At 62.2% G+C, this 19,836-nt stretch carries 18 protein-coding genes; 16 read left to right on the top strand and 2 right to left on the bottom strand.

Going from position 1 to position 19,836, the window contains the following annotated elements; all coding sequences use genetic code 11:
- Positions 1–69 precede the first annotated feature (69 nt).
- From radC to ACVOLQ_RS02335, 12 genes are all read left to right on the top strand, one after another.
- Positions 70–744, top strand: coding sequence for a RadC family protein (radC, locus tag ACVOLQ_RS02390; RefSeq protein WP_481526953.1), 675 nt, complete (start codon positions 70–72; stop codon positions 742–744).
- A 185-nt stretch (positions 745–929) separates the two neighbouring features.
- A complete protein-coding gene (gene argS / locus ACVOLQ_RS02385) occupies positions 930–2,618 on the top strand; it encodes an arginine--tRNA ligase (RefSeq protein ID WP_481526941.1) in 1,689 nt (562 codons plus the stop codon).
- A gap of 21 nt (positions 2,619–2,639) precedes the next feature.
- Complete coding sequence (locus ACVOLQ_RS02380) at positions 2,640–3,524, top strand: SPOR domain-containing protein (RefSeq protein WP_481526940.1); 885 nt, start codon at positions 2,640–2,642, stop codon at positions 3,522–3,524.
- Positions 3,525–4,391: 867 nt separating this feature from the next.
- Positions 4,392–5,141, top strand: a complete 750-nt coding sequence (locus ACVOLQ_RS02375) for an SDR family NAD(P)-dependent oxidoreductase (protein ID WP_313173147.1) — start codon at positions 4,392–4,394, stop codon at positions 5,139–5,141.
- 260 nt (positions 5,142–5,401) lie between these two features.
- Positions 5,402–6,091 carry a HEPN domain-containing protein gene (locus ACVOLQ_RS02370; protein WP_313173148.1) on the top strand — a complete coding sequence of 230 codons (690 nt, stop codon included), beginning with the start codon at positions 5,402–5,404 and terminating at the stop codon, positions 6,089–6,091.
- A gap of 139 nt (positions 6,092–6,230) precedes the next feature.
- On the top strand, positions 6,231–7,238 hold the full coding sequence (locus tag ACVOLQ_RS02365; protein ID WP_313173149.1) for a helix-turn-helix transcriptional regulator: 1,008 nt from the start codon (positions 6,231–6,233) through the stop codon (positions 7,236–7,238).
- A gap of 206 nt (positions 7,239–7,444) precedes the next feature.
- Positions 7,445–8,239, top strand: a complete 795-nt coding sequence (locus ACVOLQ_RS02360; protein ID WP_313173150.1) for an ATP-binding protein — start codon at positions 7,445–7,447, stop codon at positions 8,237–8,239.
- 35 nt (positions 8,240–8,274) lie between these two features.
- On the top strand, positions 8,275–9,558 hold the full coding sequence (locus ACVOLQ_RS02355; protein WP_313173151.1) for a hypothetical protein: 1,284 nt from the start codon (positions 8,275–8,277) through the stop codon (positions 9,556–9,558).
- Positions 9,558–11,210, top strand: coding sequence for a hypothetical protein (locus ACVOLQ_RS02350; RefSeq protein WP_481526939.1), 1,653 nt, complete (start codon positions 9,558–9,560; stop codon positions 11,208–11,210). The genes ACVOLQ_RS02355 and ACVOLQ_RS02350 overlap by 1 nt, the downstream gene beginning before the upstream one ends.
- On the top strand, positions 11,207–11,854 hold the full coding sequence (locus ACVOLQ_RS02345; protein ID WP_481526938.1) for an OmpA/MotB family protein: 648 nt from the start codon (positions 11,207–11,209) through the stop codon (positions 11,852–11,854). The genes ACVOLQ_RS02350 and ACVOLQ_RS02345 overlap by 4 nt, the downstream gene beginning before the upstream one ends.
- Before the next feature lie 91 nt (positions 11,855–11,945).
- Entirely contained in the window at positions 11,946–12,344 is a 399-nt protein-coding gene (locus ACVOLQ_RS02340; protein ID WP_481526937.1) for a hypothetical protein, read from the top strand.
- On the top strand, positions 12,341–12,748 hold the full coding sequence (locus tag ACVOLQ_RS02335) for a hypothetical protein (RefSeq protein ID WP_481526936.1): 408 nt from the start codon (positions 12,341–12,343) through the stop codon (positions 12,746–12,748). Before ACVOLQ_RS02340 ends, ACVOLQ_RS02335 begins: the two co-directional genes overlap by 4 nt.
- A gap of 564 nt (positions 12,749–13,312) precedes the next feature.
- On the opposite strand, the gene speA is transcribed toward ACVOLQ_RS02335, so the two are convergent.
- The gene (gene speA, locus ACVOLQ_RS02330; protein ID WP_313173156.1) at positions 13,313–15,202 is read right to left on the bottom strand and encodes an arginine decarboxylase; all 1,890 of its coding nucleotides are present in this window, start codon (positions 15,200–15,202) and stop codon (positions 13,313–13,315) included.
- Between the two features lie 234 nt (positions 15,203–15,436).
- Between speA and speE the strand changes: the two genes are divergently transcribed.
- Positions 15,437–16,294, top strand: coding sequence for a polyamine aminopropyltransferase (gene speE / locus ACVOLQ_RS02325; RefSeq protein WP_282267936.1), 858 nt, complete (start codon positions 15,437–15,439; stop codon positions 16,292–16,294).
- Between the two features lie 269 nt (positions 16,295–16,563).
- Positions 16,564–17,220, top strand: coding sequence for an RIO1 family regulatory kinase/ATPase domain-containing protein (locus ACVOLQ_RS02320; RefSeq protein WP_481526935.1), 657 nt, complete (start codon positions 16,564–16,566; stop codon positions 17,218–17,220).
- Between the two features lie 157 nt (positions 17,221–17,377).
- Here the strand turns inward: ACVOLQ_RS02320 and ACVOLQ_RS02315 are convergent, their stop codons facing one another.
- Positions 17,378–17,716 (bottom strand): P-II family nitrogen regulator, encoded by a 339-nt coding sequence (locus tag ACVOLQ_RS02315; RefSeq protein WP_057628415.1) that lies wholly within the window; start codon positions 17,714–17,716, stop codon positions 17,378–17,380.
- 155 nt (positions 17,717–17,871) lie between these two features.
- Between ACVOLQ_RS02315 and ubiK the strand changes: the two genes are divergently transcribed.
- Complete coding sequence (gene ubiK / locus ACVOLQ_RS02310; RefSeq protein WP_481526934.1) at positions 17,872–18,129, top strand: ubiquinone biosynthesis accessory factor UbiK; 258 nt, start codon at positions 17,872–17,874, stop codon at positions 18,127–18,129.
- A 10-nt stretch (positions 18,130–18,139) separates the two neighbouring features.
- A complete protein-coding gene (locus ACVOLQ_RS02305) occupies positions 18,140–19,654 on the top strand; it encodes a YifB family Mg chelatase-like AAA ATPase (protein WP_481526933.1) in 1,515 nt (504 codons plus the stop codon).
- The last annotated feature ends 182 nt before the right edge of the window (positions 19,655–19,836 follow it).

Here is a 19,836-nt window from a genome sequence, read left to right as displayed (position 1 = left end):
GGTTAGCTTAACCGAAGGCTTTGTTACGCCTGATCCAGTTTTTGGCAAATGGCGGTGAATCTGCCACTCATGCATATCCGTGATTGGCCCAGCGCTGAACGCCCGCGCGAAAAACTGCTGACGCGTGGCGCGGCCGCACTTTCCGATGCGGAACTGCTGGCGATTTTCCTCGGTTCCGGCCTGCGCGGGCGTGATGCGGTACAGACCGCCCGCGAGCTGCTGCAGACGCACGGCCCGCTGCGGGCATTGCTGGACCGCAGTGCTCCGCAACTGGCCAGACTTCCCGGCCTGGGGCCCGCCCGCGCCTGCCAGCTCAGCGCCGCGCTGGAGCTGGGGCGGCGCCATCTGGCCGCCGGGCTGGAACGGGGCGATGCGCTCACCGACCCCAGCGCCGCCGGCCGCTACTTCGCCCAACGCCTGCGCCACCGCCCGCAGGAAATATTCGCGGCGTTGTACCTGGACAACCGCCACCGTGCCCTGGCCTTCGAGGAGTTATCCACAGGCACGCTGGACAGCGCCGAGGTGCATCCGCGTGAAGTCGTCCGTCATGCTCTGGCCCATAACGCTGCAGCAGTGATCGTCGGCCACAACCACCCCTCCGGGAATCCTGAACCGTCGGCGGCAGACCGGGCGATCACCGAGCGGCTGAAGCAGGCCCTGGCATTGGTCGATATCCGCCTGCTGGACCACTTCGTGATCGGTGACGGCACGCCGGTATCGCTGGCCGCCCGCGGCTGGGTCTGAACGGGCCAGCCTGAACTCTGCCGCCGGTGGCAAACCTGCTCGACCATCAGTGAAATCCACCCGCCCTGTAGCCGCAGCGGCCTTTCTGTTTTTTTGACATTCCTGACCCCCGCCCGCGCCTCGCAGGCGGCCTCGGCGCAGGTCAGGTAAAATGGTCAGTTCCGCGCTTCAAGCAGAATAGTCACGTGAAAGCCCAACTCCGCGCCCTCATCGGCCAAGGCATCGAAGCCTTGCGCGCCAACGGCACCTTGCCTGCCGACACCCTGCCGCCGGATTTCGTGGTCGAGCGACCCAAGACCCGCGAACACGGTGATTTCGCCACCAACGCCGCCATGCTGCTGGCCAAGGCCGCGCGCAGCAATCCACGTGCCGTTGCGCAGGCGCTGGTCGCCGCGTTGCCGGCCAGCGACGACATCATCAATGTCGAGATCGCCGGCCCTGGCTTCATCAATTTCAAACTCTCGCCGGTGGCCTACCAGCGCGAAGTGGTCAGCGTGCTCAAGGAAGCCGAGGACTATGGCCGCAACCTGAGCGGCAACGGCCGCAGCGTCGGCGTCGAATACGTGTCGGCCAACCCGACCGGCCAGCTGCATGTCGGCCACGGCCGCGCCGGTGCCATTGGTGACTGCATCGCCCGTGTGCTGGAAGCCAACGGCTGGAACGCCAAGCGTGAGTTCTATTACAACGACGCTGGCGTGCAGATCGAAAACCTGGCCAAGTCGGTGCAGGCGCGCGCGCGCGGCTTCAAGCCGGGCGACGCGCAGTGGCCGGCCGAAGCCTATAACGGCGAATACATTGGCGACGTGGCCAAGGCCTACCTGCTGGGCCAGACCGTGGACCTGGAAGGCAGCCACATCGTTGGCGCCAAGGATGCGGAGAACCTGGAAGAAGTCCGCCGCTTCGCCGTGGCTTACCTGCGCAACGAGCAGAACCTGGACCTGGCCGCATTCGGCGTGGATTTCGACATCTACTTCCTGGAAAGCTCGCTGTACAAGGACGGCAAGGTCGCCGAGACCGTGCAGCAGCTGATCAGCTCCGGCCACACCTACGAGGAAGGCGGCGCGCTGTGGCTGCGCTCCACCGACTTTGGTGACGACAAGGACCGCGTGATGCGCAAGTCCGACGGAACGTTCACCTATTTCCTGCCGGACGTGGCCTACCACCTGAGCAAGTGGCAGCGCGGTTACGAGCGCGCCATCACCGAACTCGGTGCCGACCACCACGGCTCGCTGGCGCGCGTGCGCGCCGGCCTGCAGGCACTGGATCTGGGTATCCCCAAGGGCTGGCCGGAATACGTGCTGCACCAGATGGTGACGGTGATGCGCGGTGGCGAGGAAGTGAAGCTGTCCAAGCGTGCCGGCAGCTACCTGACCCTGCGCGACCTGATCGAGGAAGTGGGCAGCGATGCCGTGCGCTGGTTCCTGATCGCCCGCAAGCCGGATTCGCAGCTGACCTTCGACATCGACCTGGCCCGCCAGCAGAGCAGCGACAACCCGGTGTTCTATGTGCAGTACGCGCATGCCCGCGTCTGCTCGCTGCTGCGCCAGGCGCAGGAAAAGGGCCTGGACTACAAGCAGGCTGAAGGCCTGGCCGCACTGTCACGTCTGGATGATGAGATTTCGCTGGAACTGATGAACGAGATCTCGCGTTACCCGGAAGTGGTGGAAGCGGCCGGCATCGCGCTGGAACCGCACCAGATCGCGCAGTACCTGCGTGAATTGGCACACGCTTTCCACACGTGGTATCACGGCACACCGGTGCTGGTGGATGATGCAGCCGAGCGCAATGCCAAGCTCACCCTGGCCAGCGCCGCACGGCAGACCCTGGCCAACGGCCTGAGCATCCTGGGCGTCAGTGCCCCGGAAAAGATGTAAACATCTGGAGACGCAGTAGACATGGCAGCACGACGCGGCAAAAGCCAAGCACGACGCAACAACGACAATGGCACGCCCGGCTGGGTGTGGCTGGTTGCCGGCGTGGCGATTGCGGCGGTGGTGTTCCTGGCAGCGCCCAACCTGTTCAAGAAGGACGGCGACGGTTTCCTGCGCGTAGGCCCGCAGCCCAACCCGGATGCACAGCCGGCACCGGTTGCCGACGCCGACGTGGATGCCGGTGTGGAATCGAACAAGCCAGCCACGCCTGCCGGTGCCAAGCCGGAGGAAAAGCCAGCCACCCAGTACGACTTCTACACCTTGTTGCCGGGCACGGAAGTACAGATGTCCGATGCCGAATTGGCTGCCAGCGCCAAGGCCGAGGAGCAGCGCCGTGCTGCCGCTGCCCGCGCAGCGGCGGCAGCGGCCCCGGCCACGCCAGCCACACCGCCGACCGAAGCGCAGCGCGCCCAGGCCGCGCTGGAAGGCCGCCCGTTGCCGGCACCGGTGGCCGAGGCCGTGCGCCAGCCGGCGCCGATCAACGAAACCGCAGCCCGCCCGGCCCAGGTAGCCAGTGCCGCACCGGCAACCGCAACCCCGGCACCACGCCCGGCGGCGGCAACGCCTGCACCGGCGGCGGCCGCAGCGGCACCGGCAGCTGCAGCAGCGTCGGAGAATGTGCGCTACATCCTGCAGGCAGGCGCCTTCGGTGCCTCCGGCGACGCCGAAGCCACCAAGGCCAAGCTGGCGATGATGGGCCTGGCTGCGCGCGTGGAGTCGGCGCAGATCAACGGCAATACCGTGTACCGCGTGCGCATGGGGCCTTATGGCACCGCCAGCGAATTGGCCGAAGCCAAGGCCAAGCTCAACGGCACGGGTCTGCAGGCGATGGCGATCAAGGCGCAGTGAAGTCGCCTACGGCGGCTTCACCCCAAAGTTTGTGATGCAAACTTTGGGCCCCACTCCCGTTACATCCATATCCCCGCGCCTGTCGGCGCGCCCCCTTAACTAAAGGGGGAAGTGAAACCGCCTACGGCGGCTTCACCCCAAGGGTTTGCGCTGCAAACCTTGGGCCCCACTCCCTGTCCTTCCATATCCCCGCGCCTGTCGGCGCGCCCCCTTAACTAAAGGGGGCTATTACGACTGTAGGTTCGCGGGTAGTGCCTTTGGAACTTTCTAGCCCCGATATCGGTTGATGTCGGGGCTTTTGTTTGTGCACTTGTAGCCCGGGTAAGCGCAGCGCACCCGGGGCTTTGCTCGTCCGCTTGCTTGAGTTTGTCTGTTTGCGAGGTTCATTTCCCTGCAAAAAGCACCCCTCCCCAACCCTCCCCTGCGCCTGCGGCGCAAGGGAGGGAGCGAAGCGCGGCCGCACTGCGAACTGACAGATGCCGCAATCTGCCCCCTCCCTTTGGCGCAGCCAAGGGGAGGGTTGGGGAGGGGTGCTTTGGCTTTGGCTTTGGCTTTGGCTTTGGGTTTGGGTTTGGCTTTGGCTTTGGCTTTGGCTTTGGCTGTTGCTTTAACCCTTCTCCCGCCTGCGGGAGAAGGGTTGGGATGAGGGCGCCTTGGCCTTGGCTTTCTCTTCTCCCGTTTACGGGAGAAGAGCCTGTCCCCGCGAAGGCGGGGATACCCCGAAGGGGCGGGCTTTGGGTTTTACCGATAAAGCCCCTGCCGAGCATGGCTCGGCACTACGGATGAGGCTTGGCCTTGCTTCATTCCTTCTCCCGCTTGCGCCGCCACAGTGCGAAAATTCAAACTCCCTGCCCCAAGGATTCCGCAATGTCCAAGACCGCTTTGATCACCGGCGCCACCTCCGGCTTCGGCGCCGCCGCCGTCCGTCGCTTTGCTGCGGCCGGCTGGAAAGTGATCGCCACCGGTCGCCGCGCCGAGCGCCTGCAGCCGCTGGTCGAAGAATTCGGCGCCGACAAGATCCACGCCGCCGCCTTCGACATCCGCGACGCCGCCGCGATGGAGGCCGCGCTGGCCGCCCTGCCGCCTGCCTTCCGCGACATCGACCTGCTGGTCAACAACGCCGGCCTTGCCCAGGGCACCGCCGCAGCCCAGCACGCCAGCCTGGAAGACTGGCGCACCATGATCGATACCAACATCACCGCGCTGGTCACGCTGACCCATCACCTGCTGCCCAAGCTGGTCGAGCGGCGCGGCGCCATCATCAACATCAGCTCCACCGCCGCGCTGTATCCCTACCCGGGCGGCAATGCCTACGGCGGCACCAAGGCCTTTGTCAGCCAGTTCTCGCTGGGCCTGCGCTCGGACCTGCACGGCACCGGCGTGCGCGTGACCGCGATCGAACCTGGCATGGCCGAAACCGAATTCACCCTGGTGCGCACGCATGGCAACCAGGCCGCATCGGACCAGCTGTACGGCGGCGCCAATCCGATGACCGCCGAAGACATTGCCGAGCAGATTTTCTGGGTGGCCAGCCTGCCGGCACACCTCAATGTCAACCGCATCGAGTTGATGCCGGTGAGCCAGTCGTTTGCCGGGTTCCAAGTGCATCGCGGTTGATTCACACATACTGCACCGCAACAATTCTGCACCTCATAAACCAAAGACGCCCTGAAGCTGAACCCTTCGGGGCGTTTTCATATCCGGCGTCGGTCAATTACCCGTTTCCCGCCCAGGCAACTCAAGTATTTCGTGTGCACGCCGATGAGGCTTGTGTATTGCCAAATACATTTTTTCACGCCATCTTCATCATCAGGGGGTCCGGTCGGGGATTGATCAGACGGTAAGTTGCAGCAAGGAACAGGGAAGCAAGCCGCCTCATGGAAGTCGGAACAGCGAGTGCACTGCGCGAGCGCCATCGCGCAATAAGGAACACGCAAAGCGAGGCACTGGCGATTCGCCTGCATCGCGCTATCAGCTGGTTGGCCGCTGCGGAAAGCAACCGGCATGACAATGACACCCGTTTCGTTCAATTGTGGATCGCCTTCAACGCGGCATACGCCGGCGAATTCCCAAACGAACAGAGCGAACGCCAACACGTTGCTGACTTTGTAACGCGGTTGGTCAGCTCAGATACCCAACAATGCTTCCACGCCTTGTTGTTCAAACAGTTCTCCGGACCGATCCGCCTGCTGATCGATAACCGCTACGTCTACGCGCCGTTCTGGAATGCACTGCGCGACCATGATTCCAGCGATCGTTGGAAAATCCAGTTCGAGGCCAGCCGCAAAGCAGCGATGGGCGCCTTGCTCGAAAACCGTCTCGCCGAACTATTGAGCATCGTGCTGGACCGCCTCTATGTGCTACGCAACCAGCTCGTGCACGGCGGGGCAACGTGGAAAAGCAACATCAACCGCGACCAGCTCCGCGATGGCAACAACCTGCTCGGCGCACTGGTGCCAGCCATCATCACTGTGATGATGGAGACCGATGCATTCGAAGATGACGCCATCGCCTACCCCATTGTGCCGCAGCGTCTGGGCGTCTCTCGGGAAACGCATCGCCATTAAATAGGTATCCGTGCTGGCAAGACGCGACGACCGCGACAGAAACCGACGCACCAACTAATTAACGCCCGCTCGTCACCCAGACCGCACGCTGCCATGGGCGGTTCACCCGCAACCCCGGATTGATCACCTGCCATACGCCATGTCCAAGAAAGACCCCAAAGATCCCCTTGTCCGATGCCTCGTCCTTCTTGGGCTGATCCCGCGTTATCCCAAGAGCAGCTCGGTACAAGAGCTCAAGACAGCGCTTGAACAACGCGGTTTCTCTGTCACCGCTCGAACGTTGCAACGCGATTTGGGCGAAAAGCTCAGCACACGTTTTCCGTTGATCTGCCAGGACGATGGACAGACGTATCGCTGGAGCTTCGACAGCCAAGCGCAGATCAGCCTACCGGCCACTGATACCGCAGCAGCGCTCGCTATGAACCTGGCAGAGGGTCACCTTAAACACCTGCTGCCACCCGGCGTACTGGCGCTGCTGGAACCGCAGTTCGCAACCGCCCGCAACCATCTGCAATCGCTGCAACACAATCCGCTTACCCGCTGGGCAGAACGCGTACGCAGTCTGCCCAATGGCAAAGCACTATTACCCGCCAGCGTTGATGGTGCTGTATGGGAGAACGTGGCGACCGCCCTGCTGGAACAGCGCCAGCTGCAGGTCGACTACCTCAGCCGGGTCAAGGGCGAAGTCAAAGCCATGACTCTGCATCCGAAAGGCCTGGCGTCGCGCGGCCCGACCAGCTACCTGATCGCCAGCGTCGGTGACTACATCGACTTGCGTCACTTCGCCTTGCACCGTATCCAGCGCGCCGAAGTACTGAGCCTTTCGGCACACGACGACGATTTCGACATGGATGCCTACCTACCAACGGCAGCATTTACCCCAAGACAGGGCACGGGCACCGTGGAACTGGTAGCAGATCTGCATCCAGATACTGCATGGATATTGCGCGAAACCCCACTAAGCGAAGACCAGATCCTGGAGTCATTGCCGGACAGCGACTGGCTACGGCTAAAGGCAAGTGTCCCGGATGACCGAGAGACTCTTTGGTGGCTGTCCAGCATAGGAAACAAATTGAAAGTGCACCAACCTAGTCGCTTTGTCAGCGAAATAAAAGAAGGAGCCCTGCAGTTGCTCGAATTGTACTGACAACCGATTTCATACCCACTCAATTGACCAGAGCTCTGAACTACCCAGCAAGAATTTCAAGAAAAGCAACTATGACTAGCTCTTCTCGCTCATCGCCGTCTCAAGCAAAACACGCACATCTCTTGCCAATTGCTCGCGCCCCCCGATTCACCCTCGAAAGGGACGTGATATTGGGGGCTCAGGCGCGCCTGAAACTACAAGAATGTTTGGCACGCATCCGCCATCACCGCACGATCTACAGCGACTGGGGCTTCGCCGCGGTTGACCCACTGGGCCGCAGCAGCGTAATAAATTTCCATGGACCGCCTGGTACGGGAAAAACCATGGCTGCCGAGGCATTGGCCGGAACATTGGGACTGGACTTTCATCACATTGGCATTGCCGAGCTGGAAAGCCGCTATCTAGGTGAAACCGCGCACAACATCCAAGCCGCGTTCAACCTTGCACGCGAGAATAATTCACTGTTGTTCTTCGATGAGGCTGACACCCTGCTAGGGGCACGTTTGTCCAACGTAACTCAAGGTGTGGACAACGAAATAAACGCAATGCGCTCAACCCTATTGATCGAATTGGAGCGTTTCGAAGGCATCGTAGTGTTCGCAAGCAACTTCGCTCGCAACTACGACGAAGCATTCCGCAGCCGCATCAGCTACCACATCCATTTCGACCTGCCGGACAAACTCGCGCGCAGTGCGCTGTGGGACCGCATGCTGGTGCCAGGCATCCCGCTCGCCACCGAGCGTGCCACCTTACTGGAGCAGGCCTCTGAGGCATCGCGAGGGCTTTCGGGCCGAGATATCCGCACATGTCTACGGCTGGCGCTACCCAAGGCACTGCTTGAGGCAGATAGCCAGCCCGCGCTCGCACGGCTGAGCTGGCAGAACCTTCATCAGGCCATCACCGATGTGCAGAGCTCTCAGCAGCAGGTCGGCCGTCCCCCTTCGCACAGCGCTGCGACGCAGGGAACGGTACAGGCTGCACGCGATCTTCTTGGCGTCTAAGCACGCCCCCTTTTGATACCTGAAGGAAAACCGATATGGGATGGTTCAGTAATCTACTCTCCGCTACCAGCAACTTCGTCAGCAAGGCCGCCAGCGCAGCAACCAGCGTAGCCCAATCCACCTGGGCTGCCATCAAAAGGACTGCGGCCAAAGTAGTCACATGGGTTGCCAATCATGGGGAAAGCACCGTTGCCAAGGCCAAGGACCTGTGGAAGGCCGCACGTCCTTACGTGGCGCATGCGACGACCTGGCTGCACAAGGCCGGGATGGCGCATCCGCTGATCAAGAAAGTCGCGGTGCTCATCGATGGGCTGCTTGCACTGGAAAAATCTCCGGTGTTGCAGTGGCTGGACAAGGCAGTGACATGGATCGTGGAGCAGGCTAAGCGCCTGAACGCCGCGATGGAAGAAGGTGCGCAAGTAGAACTGAATGACGCAGAGCGCGCGCATGCGGAGCAGTACCAGCAGTCCTTCCGTGATGCTCAAGGCAGCTTCAGCGGTGAGCAGGCCTACTCAATTTCGGTAGTGGCCATGATCAACGACCTGGTGCTGGCGCAGCACAACATCAATGCGCTGGTAAAAAGTGGCGAGGTTGTCGACGTGGACCACTTCCTGCGCCTGCGTGCCACTCAAAAACTTCTGAAGGAGGCCAATATCCGCTTCGCGAAACTGAATGAGGAGGCCTTGGTTTCGGCCGACGATATCTTCCTTGTGCGTGTGGCAGCTGATCTACTAGCGCCCGCCCCCACACTTTCAGAAACTGACGCACAGACGCTGGATCAGCTGCTACAGCGCCGCTATAACTGCGGCCTGCTGCCGTTCGCCTTCGAGGAGCTTCTTCCTGCCTGGCACATGCGCAACGAGGTGCTGAACGAGCAGTGGAAGGTACTAAGCAAGCAGGTAGCTCAGAAGCAGGTCCTTCTGCGCCGGCTGGAATCCGATCTTTCGGTATCGATCGATGGTCGATTGAGCGATGAAGAACAAGCGATGCTTAACGACCTGCGTAAGTCCCTACCGCTGGACCGCAAAGCATTCGAAACGATCAGTGCAGAAAAGCTGGCGCTTTCCCACTATTTGCATGCCGCAGAAGGCTTCCTGCAGGTTCTGGAGAAATCCGCCGAAGAACTGGAAGCCACCGGCATGGGCTATCTGATCGGCACGGGGCAGCAAGTGGGTGAGCTGATCATTCAAGGCGCGGAGCAGGGTAAGCGCTGGGAGCAATTCAGCACCGAAGAGCAGGACCTGATTATTGACTTTGCCAACATCTTCGAGGAAGAGTGCCTGCAGCGCGTGCAGCGACTGGTTGAGGTCAGCGCCTGATGCTCGACCATGTCGTGCACTTCATTACCCCGGACTGGAGCGAACCATTCCAGTTAGGATTCTTTGCCATCATCCTCTGCGCCGCCTTGCTAACAATCATTGGGGTATGGCGTACCGCGCGTCAAGCGAACTGGGAAGCCAACTGGGAAGGCACCGGCCGTGGCACTGCGGGGCTGGCACTAGATGTTGATCATGGCTCGTTCAACGATGTCTGCGATGCAGTGGCTACCAAGCCGGAAAAGTACGCCGAGATCGTACCCGGCCTGCTATTGATCTTCGGCCTTTTGGGTACATTCGTTGGCCTCGGCATTGCGTTGGACAGTGCCTCCTCGATCCTGACCAACGCCAATGCGCAGAATGCGCTAGATGGCGGCATGAATGATCTGCTGGAAATGATGGGAGGGCTGGGCACTAAGTTCAAAACGTCAACTTGGGGAATTCTTGGCTTCCTACTGGTGAAGCTGGCACTAGCTAGCATGGGCCGCGACACCAACCGCCAGCAGTGGGTGATTGCCCGCATGAAACAGGAGATGGACAGGGCCAGACAGATCGGCAAGCAACAGGAGGAGCAGCGCAACCAGCGTATGCAGGCGGCCTTGGTTGACTTAGCCGTACACATCGATGACTCACTGGAACAGCGGCTGCAGCAGGACCGCGGGCTGCGTCTGCAGCACCATGAGGACATGGCCACCGCGATGCAACAGGCCTTGCAGGCGCTTGGCCAGACCTATGGGCAGCAGCTCAGTGCGGCGCTAGAGCACGATCGCACTCTTCGATTGCAAGCCAACAGCGCGAGCGTCCTTCAGTTGGGTGCTCAGCTGACGGGCGCGCTGGAAGATCTTCGAAGGCAGCTGGGCCAAGGCAACGATATCGCTCTGAATACCCAACAGATCCTGCAGACGTTCACCGCTTCGCAGGAGGTTTTCAGCGACTCGATTAAGCGCAGCGCTGACACGATGTCTGAGGCAGCTTCCAGTATGAACGGTGCTGCTGACGAAATGTCGGCGGTGATTACTTCTTTTGACATCGGCGTACGTGAGACGCTGGGGACCATCGAGGGCAACCTAGGTACCACCATTGGGAGCATGGACCGCTCGCTACGCGATAATCTCGGCACCATGGCGACCCTGCTGGACGGCACGGCCAGTACGTTGCAGAAGTCGCTGGATACATTCTCGACCAACACCGGAGATACGCTGAAGCAAGTGACCACCAGCATGGCCGCTGCTTCGGAAAGCCAGAACAAGGTGATGGGCGATGTGCGCAACGCAATGGGCGACGTGCAGGAGATGGTGCAGGACACCACCAACTCCATCGCTGCCATCAGCGCAACGCTCAGCGACAGCCTGCGTTCGGTGGCCAAGAGCAACCTGCAAATGGCAGCACTAGTGGACCCAGTGAAGGATTCACAGGCCAACATGTCGCGAGTAGTTGCCTCATTACAACAACTAGTGCTCCGTCTGGATCGCGATGGTAGTGAGGGAGAGCAGCTGCGTGAGGAGGTCGCGAGGGGCTCCGATGCCGTAGTCAGAGCTCACAAGGACAGCCAAGACCTGCTGCAACGCCAGACCCATAGCTTGGAAGCATTGCGCGGTCTGATGCAAGGCATTGTTAGACCCCTCCCCAAGGATGAGGCGGAGCTGGCGGGATGAAGGATAAGCCCAACGAATGGGTAGCCATCTCCGATCTGATGGCCGGAGTACTTGCTGTGGTGATGCTAATGCTGGCGGTAGTCGTGCTGCAGCGCAAGTTTGCCGAAGCTCAACACCAGCGCGACCTGGCCGCGCTGGATACGATCAGCGGTAGTCCGGTAACCGAGCTACTCAAGAAAGTGCAAAACACGCTAGGTGAGCAGGGTGCCAGCCATCTGATCAGCGTGGATATGCCAAGTCGCCGTATCACCCTGCGCGATGGTGTCTTCGCGCAAGGAAGCGCCTGTGTGACTTCGACAGCCGCAATTGCAGTGGGAGCGATTGAAGAGCAGGTCGGTAGGTTTTTACGTGACAATCCTTCAGGCCGAATCTTCGTTGAAGGCTATACCGACAATGCACCAGTCAAACGTCCAGTCATCGACTACGTTCGTTTCTGCACAGTTTACGACGACAATTACACGCTCTCAGCAGCACGCTCTCGTGAAGCGCGTAAAGCGATGCTTGGAACTCTTGAAGCCACATTGGCAAGACGCATAGTTGTAGCAGGGTATGGCGACTCACGCCCCTTGCCGAATATTTCCCCGTCCGATTCGCGTAACCGTCGTGTCGAGGTTCTATTCACTATGGATGGAACTTCTGATTAGGGAAGAAGCGTGGCGACACAATCTGTCGCCACGCGCCCCCATCATTGACCTGACGCAGCCGCTCCGGCTGCCCTTCAAAAGGGGTACTCTGATGGAAGCCCTTGCCGTCCTGTTTTTCCTGTTCAATCTGTTCGTCATCCTGCCGCTGCAGATCTACGCCTTCATCCGCGGCATCAACGTGCAGCGCTACAACCTTGGCATTGCCGAGGGCCGGCGCTACAAGCAAGGTTTCTGGTGGCGGCAGGCGGCGGCCTTGGCACGCTCGCGCAAGGCCGGTGGTGTCAACTTCGTTGTCACCGCCGTACTGGCTGCTATTGGCTTGGTACTGGCCTTCTCAATCAACGCCTGGCTACAGGTTGGGCTCTGCAGCTACATCCTGGTCAACGCGCTGGTGGCCGCCAACTTCTTCGCCACTCAGTTGCCGATCATCGATGCCGAGGCGGCCGCATCTAGCGACAATTCCACCAGCACGCCGGAGGCGACGCCTTGATCCGCATTATTCGTTCCGTTGGCGCCTTCGGCTTGCTGCTGGCGCTCAGTGGGTGCACGGGCACGCCAGGATGCAGTAGCGGCGACAGTCAGGACCTGCTGGGCGACATAATCGAGGAGGCGTTTGAAAGATCTGCCCATGGCAAGGAATTGCGGCCATTGGTGGACTACCGCGTGCGCAGCATCCAGACCGTAGGCCATGACAAGGATGTCGACCGCTACGAATGTGCGGCGACGCTTGAGATCAGTTTGGCTGGTAGCAACGCAAAGCCGGTCTCACAGGACATCGAGTACGACGTCTATCTGATTCAGGACGATGAAGCCGATTTTGAGATCAGCTTCGATGAGGGCGTTGACACCGCCATCAGCAATGCGGCGCTGCGCAAGGCCATGGGCTGGCGCTGATGCGCCCAGAGCAAGCACAACAAACCAAGCACGCGCCAATCTCGGCGCAGTCAGGAGCGTTCATTGGCCATTCCCACCCCGCCAATCACTTTCTACTGCCGCAACTGCAATTGGAAGAAGACGTTGCCGATGCAAGTGGGCGACTGCCGCCTTCCAGGGTTCAGCCGTTTCTCTTCCTGCCCCAACTGCGGGCGCGAGGATACGTTGCAAGAACGACGTGCCGGACCGCTGGATCTCGCAGCCGCTCGCCTTGCCAGAATCGTTCGCGGTAGCTGATGGACTTGTGCGCTGGCGACACGCTTTGTCGCTTGCGCAGCGCAGTATTGCACTCAGGCTGCGGCGTTCCTTGCGCCCGGTCTTTCACACCAGGAGATACGCATGTTCAAGATCGTAGGTAGCGTCGTTGTGTACGGCTTCGCACTGTTGGGCCTGGCCGCTTACTTGGACAAGGCGCATGGCGATGGGCGCTTGTTCGCAGATGATTGAGGTGGGAGTGGCGGATAGCCTGCCCTCACCCCAACCCCTCTCCCGCGTGCGGGAGAGGGGCTCTAGACCACGCTGGCTTCAGCCCAGCGGTTCGTCCGACAGGTAGGTGTAGCCGGTCAGGCCAGCTTCCAACGCTGCATCCAGCTCGGCGGCGCGGGCGGCCGGCAGCTGGGCATCGGCCACACGCTTGCGGTAGGCCGCACGCAGGTCGGCCAGGCTGTAACCCACGTAGTCCAGCATCACGTCGGTGGTGTCGCCGCGACGCTGCTGGGTGATCACGTAGCCATCGTCTTCGACCACCACTTCCACCGCGTCGGTGTCGCCGAACAGGTTGTGGATGTCGCCGAGGATTTCCTGGTAGGCGCCGACCAGAAAGAAGCCGATGCGGTAACTCTCGCCGTGACGCACCGCGTGCAGCGGCAGCGAGCTGTCCAGGCTTTCGTTCTCGACGTAGGTCTTGACCATGCCATCGGAATCGCAGGTCATGTCGGCGATCACGCCGCGACGCTCGGGACGCTCGTTCAAGCGCTCGATCGGCACGATCGGGAACACCTGGTCGATTGCCCAGGCATCGGGGATGGATTCGAACACGCTGAAGTTGACGAAGTACTTGTCGACCAGACGATCATTCAATTCGTCCAACGCCGGGCGATGGCTCTTTTCGTCGTAACTCAGGCGCGCGCGCACGCCGTTGGCGATGGCGTAGAACAGGTCGTCGATGCGCGCACGCTGCGGCAGGTCGATCTGGCCCAGTGCATAGGCACTCAGGCCCTCGGCGTGGAAATGCTGGGCTTCCTGGAACAGTTCCACCGCCGGGCGCTGGTCGAGTTCCTCGTGGATTTCGCGCAGGTGGCGGATCGCCGCCGGCTCGTCGTCATGCGCTTCCGGCACGCGGCCTTCGGCTGCCTGCTCAACCTCCGACACGTTGGCGATCAGCACCGCATGGTGCGCGGTCATCGCGCGGCCGCATTCGGTGATGATGCGCGGCGGCGTCAACGCATGCTCTTCGCAGGCTTCGGCCAGCGGCTGCACGATGTTGCTGGCGTAGGCATTGAGGCCGTAGTTGATCGAGCAGTAGCTGCGCGAACGGGTGCCTTCGTAATCGATACCCAGGCCGCCGCCGACATCGACGTGGCTGATCTTCGCGCCCAGCTGCGACAGCTCGACGAAGTAACGGGTGGCCTCACGCATGCCGTTGGCGATGTCGCGCACATTGCTGATCTGGCTGCCCATGTGGAAATGCAGCAGATTCAGGCAATCGGCGTACTCGGTGTCACGTAGCGCCTTCCACAGGTCCAGCAGCTGGCGCGGGGACAGGCCGAACTTGGCCTTGTCGCCACCGCTGTTCTGCCACTTGCCGGCGCCCAGCGAGGCCAGGCGCATGCGCACGCCGAGGCCCGGCTTCACGTCCAGTGCCTTGGATTCCTCCAGCACCAGCTTCAGCTCGGACGGCTTCTCGATGACGATATAGGTCTGCAGGCCGAGCTTGCGGCCGATCAGGGCCAGGCGGATGTACTCGCGGTCCTTGTAGCCGTTGCAGACGATCAGCCCGCCCGGCCGGCTCAGCGCCAGCACCGCCATCAGCTCCGGCTTGGAACCGGCTTCCAGGCCGAAGCCTTCGCCGTGGTGGCTGGCCAGGGTGCCGGCCACGCCACGGTGCTGGTTCACCTTGATCGGGTAGACCGCGGTATAGCCACCAGCGTAGTCCCAGTCGGACTGGGCTTGGGCGAAAGCTGCCTGCAGCTTGCCCAGGCGCTGGCCGAGGATGTCCGGGAAGCGCACCAGCAACGGCAGCTTGGCGCCGGCGGCACGCGCCGAATCGACAACCTGCGGCAACGACACCGCCGCGCCCTGGGCGCCTGCGGGACGGACCACGACGTGCCCGGCGGCATCGACGTCGAAATAACCATCAGACCAGTGCGGAATCGAATAGGTCTTGCGGGCCTGTTCGAGGGACCAATCGCTCATCGGCGTAGCAACTCTCAGCTGTGGATAAATAAGGACGCGCATTCTAACGCTAGCGGGGCAAGGGTCCGTTACAATCCGCGCCCTCACTACCTCCCCTCTCCCCCCGGGAGAGGGGTCGGGGGTGAGGGCAAGCGTGAAACCTGACTGTGACAGGCTTCGCCCTTACCCTCATCCGCCCCTTCGGGGCAGCTTCTCCCGGTGGGAGAAGGACAGCCCCAGCACCCAGGAATCATCATGACCTCCAACGAAAACTGGTTCATCGAACACTTCCAGCCGACCGGTTCGGCTATTGGTTTCCGCATCACCGGCAAGCTGGACGAGGTGCAGTCGCCGTTCCAGAAGATCGAGATCTATGACAGCACCGACTGGGGCAAGCTGATGGTCATCGACGGCGCCATGATGCTGACCACCAAGGACAATTTCTTCTACCACGAGATGATCAGCCACCCGGTGCTGTTCACCCACCCGGCGCCCAAGCGCGTGGTGATCATCGGCGGCGGCGACTGCGGCACCCTGCGCGAGGTGCTCAAGCACCCGGGCGTGGAGAGCGCCACCCAGTGCGACATCGACGAGCAGGTCACCCGCATGGCCGAGAAGTACTTCCCGGAACTGTGCGAATCCAACGGTGACGCCCGCGCCGAGCTGCTGTTCGACGACGGCGTGGCCTATATGGCCAACTGCGCCCCGGGCAGCGTGGACGTGGTGATCGTCGACTCCACCGACCCGGTCGGCCCGGCCGAAGGCCTGTTCAACAAGGCCTTCTTCGAAAGCTGCTTCCGCGCCCTGAAGGACGACGGCCTGCTGGTGCAGCAGAGCGAGTCGCCGCTGGCCCTCCTGGAGCTGATCAAGGACATGCGTTCGGAAATGGGCAAGGCCGGCTTCCAGTCGTTCAAGACCCTGCCGTTCCCGCAGCCGTGCTACCCGACCGGCTGGTGGTCGGTGACCGTGGCCAGCAAGCAGGCCGGTTTCGGCTTTGGCTTCCGCGAGGCCGATTCGGCCGCCAAGCCGTTCGACACCCTGTACTACACCGCGCCGCTGCACACCGGCGTGCTGGTCAGCCCGCCGTTCGTGGCCAAGGCCCTGGGCGAGTAAGCCCGCTGCCAGCAGCACCATGAACCGAACCCCGCGCCAGCAATGGCGCGGGGTTTTTCGTTTTCCGGCGAGGACGCAGACAGGCGGGCTCTCATCATTCACATGACCGCAACAATCCTTTCCGGCGCCTGACTCCTACATTTTTTTTACATTCAGCAATTCATGGACTGTGCAGTTTTATAATTGCCGCACATCCCCGCCCGCCCAGGGCTCGTTAGACCGGCTTTGCAAGACGCTTTCCGCGCCATGCCCGCGTCAGGAAGGTTTTGATGAACACATTGCCCAGTTTCGACGGCGATCACGCCGTTGTTCCCGTCCACCATTTGCTCAAGCGCGGCGAACGCCTGCTCGAGCCTGATGTCTACCGCACCGAACTGGATGGCCGCCCGGCCGTGGTCAAGGACTACCGCCGCTATCAGGGCACCCCCCTCTCCCCGGTGGCACGCCTGCTGGTACGCCGCGAAGCCAAGGTGCTCAAGCGCCTGCAAGGCTGGAAACACGCGCCCGCGCTGCTCGGCACCCTGGGCGGCCTGGCGCTGGGTATGGAATTCATCCCCGGCGACACCTTGAGCGCCGGCGTGCAGGGCGTGAGCCAGGAAGTCTTCGACCAGCTGCAGAACGCCCTGGCGCGCCTGCATGCAGCCGGCATTACCCACAACGACCTGCATGGCACCAATGTCGTGGTCAGTGCCGGCGTACCGGTGCTGCTGGACTTCACCTCGGCGCTGCGGGCACCGCGCTGGCTGCGCAACTGGCCGATCTTCCGCCAGCTACGCCGCAGCGACATGAAGAACCTGGTGAAGATGCGCCAGCGTCTAACGGGGCAGAAGCCTTCCGCCGAACAGGCCGCAGCGCTGGCCGAGCCGGGCTGGGTGCAGGCGGTGCGTAATGCGTGGAAGCGGCTTTATCGGTGGATCAAAGGCTAAGGCCAAAGCTACCCCTCCCCAACCCTGCCCTTGGCTGCGCCAAAGGGAGGGGGGCCAAGCTCTGCTCCCTCCCTTGCGCATAGCGCAGGGGAGGGCTGGGGAGGGGTGCTTTAAAGCTTTAAAGCTTTAAAGCTTCAAATCCCCAAAACCCAAAACCTCAAAGCGCATCCCCGTCCAGCTCGCCGGTGCGGATCCGCACCACGCTGCCCAGGTCGTACACGAATACCTTGCCGTCGCCGATCTTGCCGGTGCCGGCGGCCTTGACGATGGCCTCCACCACTTCATCGGCCTGCGCATCGGTCACCGCGACCTCGATCTTCACCTTCGGCAGGAAATCGACCACGTACTCGGCACCGCGATACAGCTCGGTATGGCCCTTCTGCCGACCAAAACCCTTGACCTCGGTGACGGTGATACCGGCCACGCCGCGTTCTGCCAGCGCCTCGCGCACGTCGTCCAGTTTGAACGGCTTGACGATGGCCATGATCATCTTCATTGGTCGGCTCCTTGGGTTGTGCCCGAAGCATACCGTGCAGGCTGACGTGCCACTAGCTGGGTTCCGGACTATCCTTACCGTTGGCAATAACGGATACCGATGCCCGCAAGCAACAGCCGCCGCCTAGGCTCGGCTCACCCCTGCGGAGAAAACCCATGATCGACCTCAACCACATCGACGAGCTGGCCCGCCGCCTGAGCAGCCTGGTGCCGCCCGGTCTGCGCGAATCGCGCGAAGAACTGCAGGCCACCTTCAAGACCGCGCTGCAGGCTGGGCTGGGCAAGCTGGACCTGGTCACCCGCGAAGAATTTGAAGTGCAGCGTGCGGTATTGCTGCGCACCCGTGAAAAGCTCGACGCGCTGGAACAGGCCGTCGCTGCACTGGAAAACCGCGTCTCCGACAAGAACGCCTGAGCGCCGGGCCGTGAGCCTGGCGCTGGTGCACAGCCGCGCTCGTGCGGGTGTGCATGCACCGCTGGTGCAGGTGGAAGTCCACCTGTCCGGCGGCCTGCCCTTCACCCAGATCGTCGGCCTGCCCGAGGCCGCGGTACGCGAATCGCGCGACCGGGTGCGTGCCGCCATCCTGTGCGCGCAGTTCGACTATCCGGCGCGCCGCATCACCATCAATCTCGCACCGGCCGATCTACCCAAGGAAGGCGGCCGTTTTGATCTGCCGATCGCACTCGGCATTCTCGCCGCCAGCGGCCAGATCGACCGCAATGCGCTGGCCAGCTACGAGTTCATTGGCGAACTGGCACTGACCGGCGAGCTACGCGCGGTAGACGGCGCCTTGCCCGCCGCCATTTCGGCCGCCAACGCCCAGCGCTGCCTGATCGTACCGCCGGGCAACGCGAGCGAAGCAGCGCTGGCCCAACATGCGCAGGTCAAGGTCGCTCGCACGCTGCTGGAAGTCTGCGCTGCCTTGGGCGGCAGCAAACAGCTGCCCGATGCGCAGGTGCCGCCAACCGAACCCGCCGCGCTGGCCGACCTCAGCGATGTGCGCGGTCAGCAACATGCGCGGCGTGCGCTGGAAATTGCCGCGGCCGGCGGCCACCATCTTCTGCTGCTGGGCTCACCCGGCTGCGGCAAAACCCTGCTGGCCTCGCGCCTGCCCGGCATCCTGCCCGAGGCAAGCGAGGAAGAAGCACTGGAGTCCGCGGCAATCGCCTCGATCAGCGGGCGCGGCGTTGACCCCAGTCGCTGGCGGCAACGCCCTTACCGTTCGCCGCATCACACCGCAAGTGCGGTTGCCCTGGTTGGCGGTGGCTCGCATCCGCGGCCCGGCGAAATTTCGCTCGCGCACAACGGCGTTCTATTCCTGGACGAGTTGCCGGAGTGGAATCGCCACGCGCTGGAGGTGCTACGCGAGCCACTGGAGTCCGGCACAGTCACCGTTTCGCGTGCCGCGCGCAGCATGGAGTTCCCCGCACGCTTTCAACTGGTGGCGGCGATGAACCCATGCCCGTGTGGTTGGGCCGGTGACAGCAGCGGTCGCTGCCGTTGTTCCGCTGAGAGCATCCGTCGCTATCGCGCACGCATCTCCGGACCCTTGCTGGACCGCATTGACCTGCACCTGCAGGTGCCACGTTTGGCGCCGAGTGAGTTGCGTGGCGATACAAGCGCAGGCGAAAGCAGCGCCGTTGTGCGCGAGCGGGTGATGCAGGCACGGACACGCCAGTTGCAACGCGCGGGCAAGGCCAACGCACATCTTGGGCAAGGGGAGACGCTGCGCGACTGCGCGCTGTCCACTGCTGAAGGCGATCTGCTTGAGCAGGCGATGGAGCGCTTGCAGCTGTCTGCGCGGTCGATGCACCGGATTCTGCGGGTCGCACGGACGATCGCCGATCTTGCTGCCGAAACTGCCATCCAACGGGCGCATCTGACCGAGGCGATTGGGTATCGGCAGTTGGATCGGGGTGGTGGTGGGAGTGAGGGGTAGGTTGTGGAGGGCTTTGGTGTCGCGTAGAGCCACTACAAAGGCAAAGACCTCACCCCTCCCCAGCCCTCCCCTGCGCTTCGCGCAAGGGAGGGGGCAGAGCTTGGCCCCCTCCCTTTGGCGCAGCCAAGGGGAGGGCTGGGGAGGGGCAAGCTCTTGAAGCACCACATTCAAGACAAATCCCG

Source organism: Stenotrophomonas sp. STEN031 (assembly GCF_056759975.1).
Note: the sequence above shows the minus strand (reverse complement) of the source record. Positions and strands in the feature narration are given on the sequence as shown.

What these genes read in the sequence shown, in the direction of transcription:
- radC (WP_481526953.1), top strand. Translation starts at nt 70, where the DNA reads ATGCATATCCGTGATTGGCCCAGCGCTGAACGCCCGCGCGAAAAACTG.
- ACVOLQ_RS02315 (WP_057628415.1), bottom strand. Translation starts at nt 17,716, where the DNA reads ATGAAGATGATCATGGCCATCGTCAAGCCGTTCAAACTGGACGACGTG.
- ACVOLQ_RS02355 (WP_313173151.1), top strand. Translation starts at nt 8,275, where the DNA reads ATGGGATGGTTCAGTAATCTACTCTCCGCTACCAGCAACTTCGTCAGC.
- ACVOLQ_RS02375 (WP_313173147.1), top strand. Translation starts at nt 4,392, where the DNA reads ATGTCCAAGACCGCTTTGATCACCGGCGCCACCTCCGGCTTCGGCGCC.
- speE (WP_282267936.1), top strand. Translation starts at nt 15,437, where the DNA reads ATGACCTCCAACGAAAACTGGTTCATCGAACACTTCCAGCCGACCGGT.
- ubiK (WP_481526934.1), top strand. Translation starts at nt 17,872, where the DNA reads ATGATCGACCTCAACCACATCGACGAGCTGGCCCGCCGCCTGAGCAGC.
- speA (WP_313173156.1), bottom strand. Translation starts at nt 15,202, where the DNA reads ATGAGCGATTGGTCCCTCGAACAGGCCCGCAAGACCTATTCGATTCCG.
- ACVOLQ_RS02380 (WP_481526940.1), top strand. Translation starts at nt 2,640, where the DNA reads ATGGCAGCACGACGCGGCAAAAGCCAAGCACGACGCAACAACGACAAT.
- ACVOLQ_RS02370 (WP_313173148.1), top strand. Translation starts at nt 5,402, where the DNA reads ATGGAAGTCGGAACAGCGAGTGCACTGCGCGAGCGCCATCGCGCAATA.
- ACVOLQ_RS02340 (WP_481526937.1), top strand. Translation starts at nt 11,946, where the DNA reads ATGGAAGCCCTTGCCGTCCTGTTTTTCCTGTTCAATCTGTTCGTCATC.
- ACVOLQ_RS02350 (WP_481526939.1), top strand. Translation starts at nt 9,558, where the DNA reads ATGCTCGACCATGTCGTGCACTTCATTACCCCGGACTGGAGCGAACCA.
- ACVOLQ_RS02345 (WP_481526938.1), top strand. Translation starts at nt 11,207, where the DNA reads ATGAAGGATAAGCCCAACGAATGGGTAGCCATCTCCGATCTGATGGCC.
- ACVOLQ_RS02320 (WP_481526935.1), top strand. Translation starts at nt 16,564, where the DNA reads ATGAACACATTGCCCAGTTTCGACGGCGATCACGCCGTTGTTCCCGTC.
- ACVOLQ_RS02365 (WP_313173149.1), top strand. Translation starts at nt 6,231, where the DNA reads ATGTCCAAGAAAGACCCCAAAGATCCCCTTGTCCGATGCCTCGTCCTT.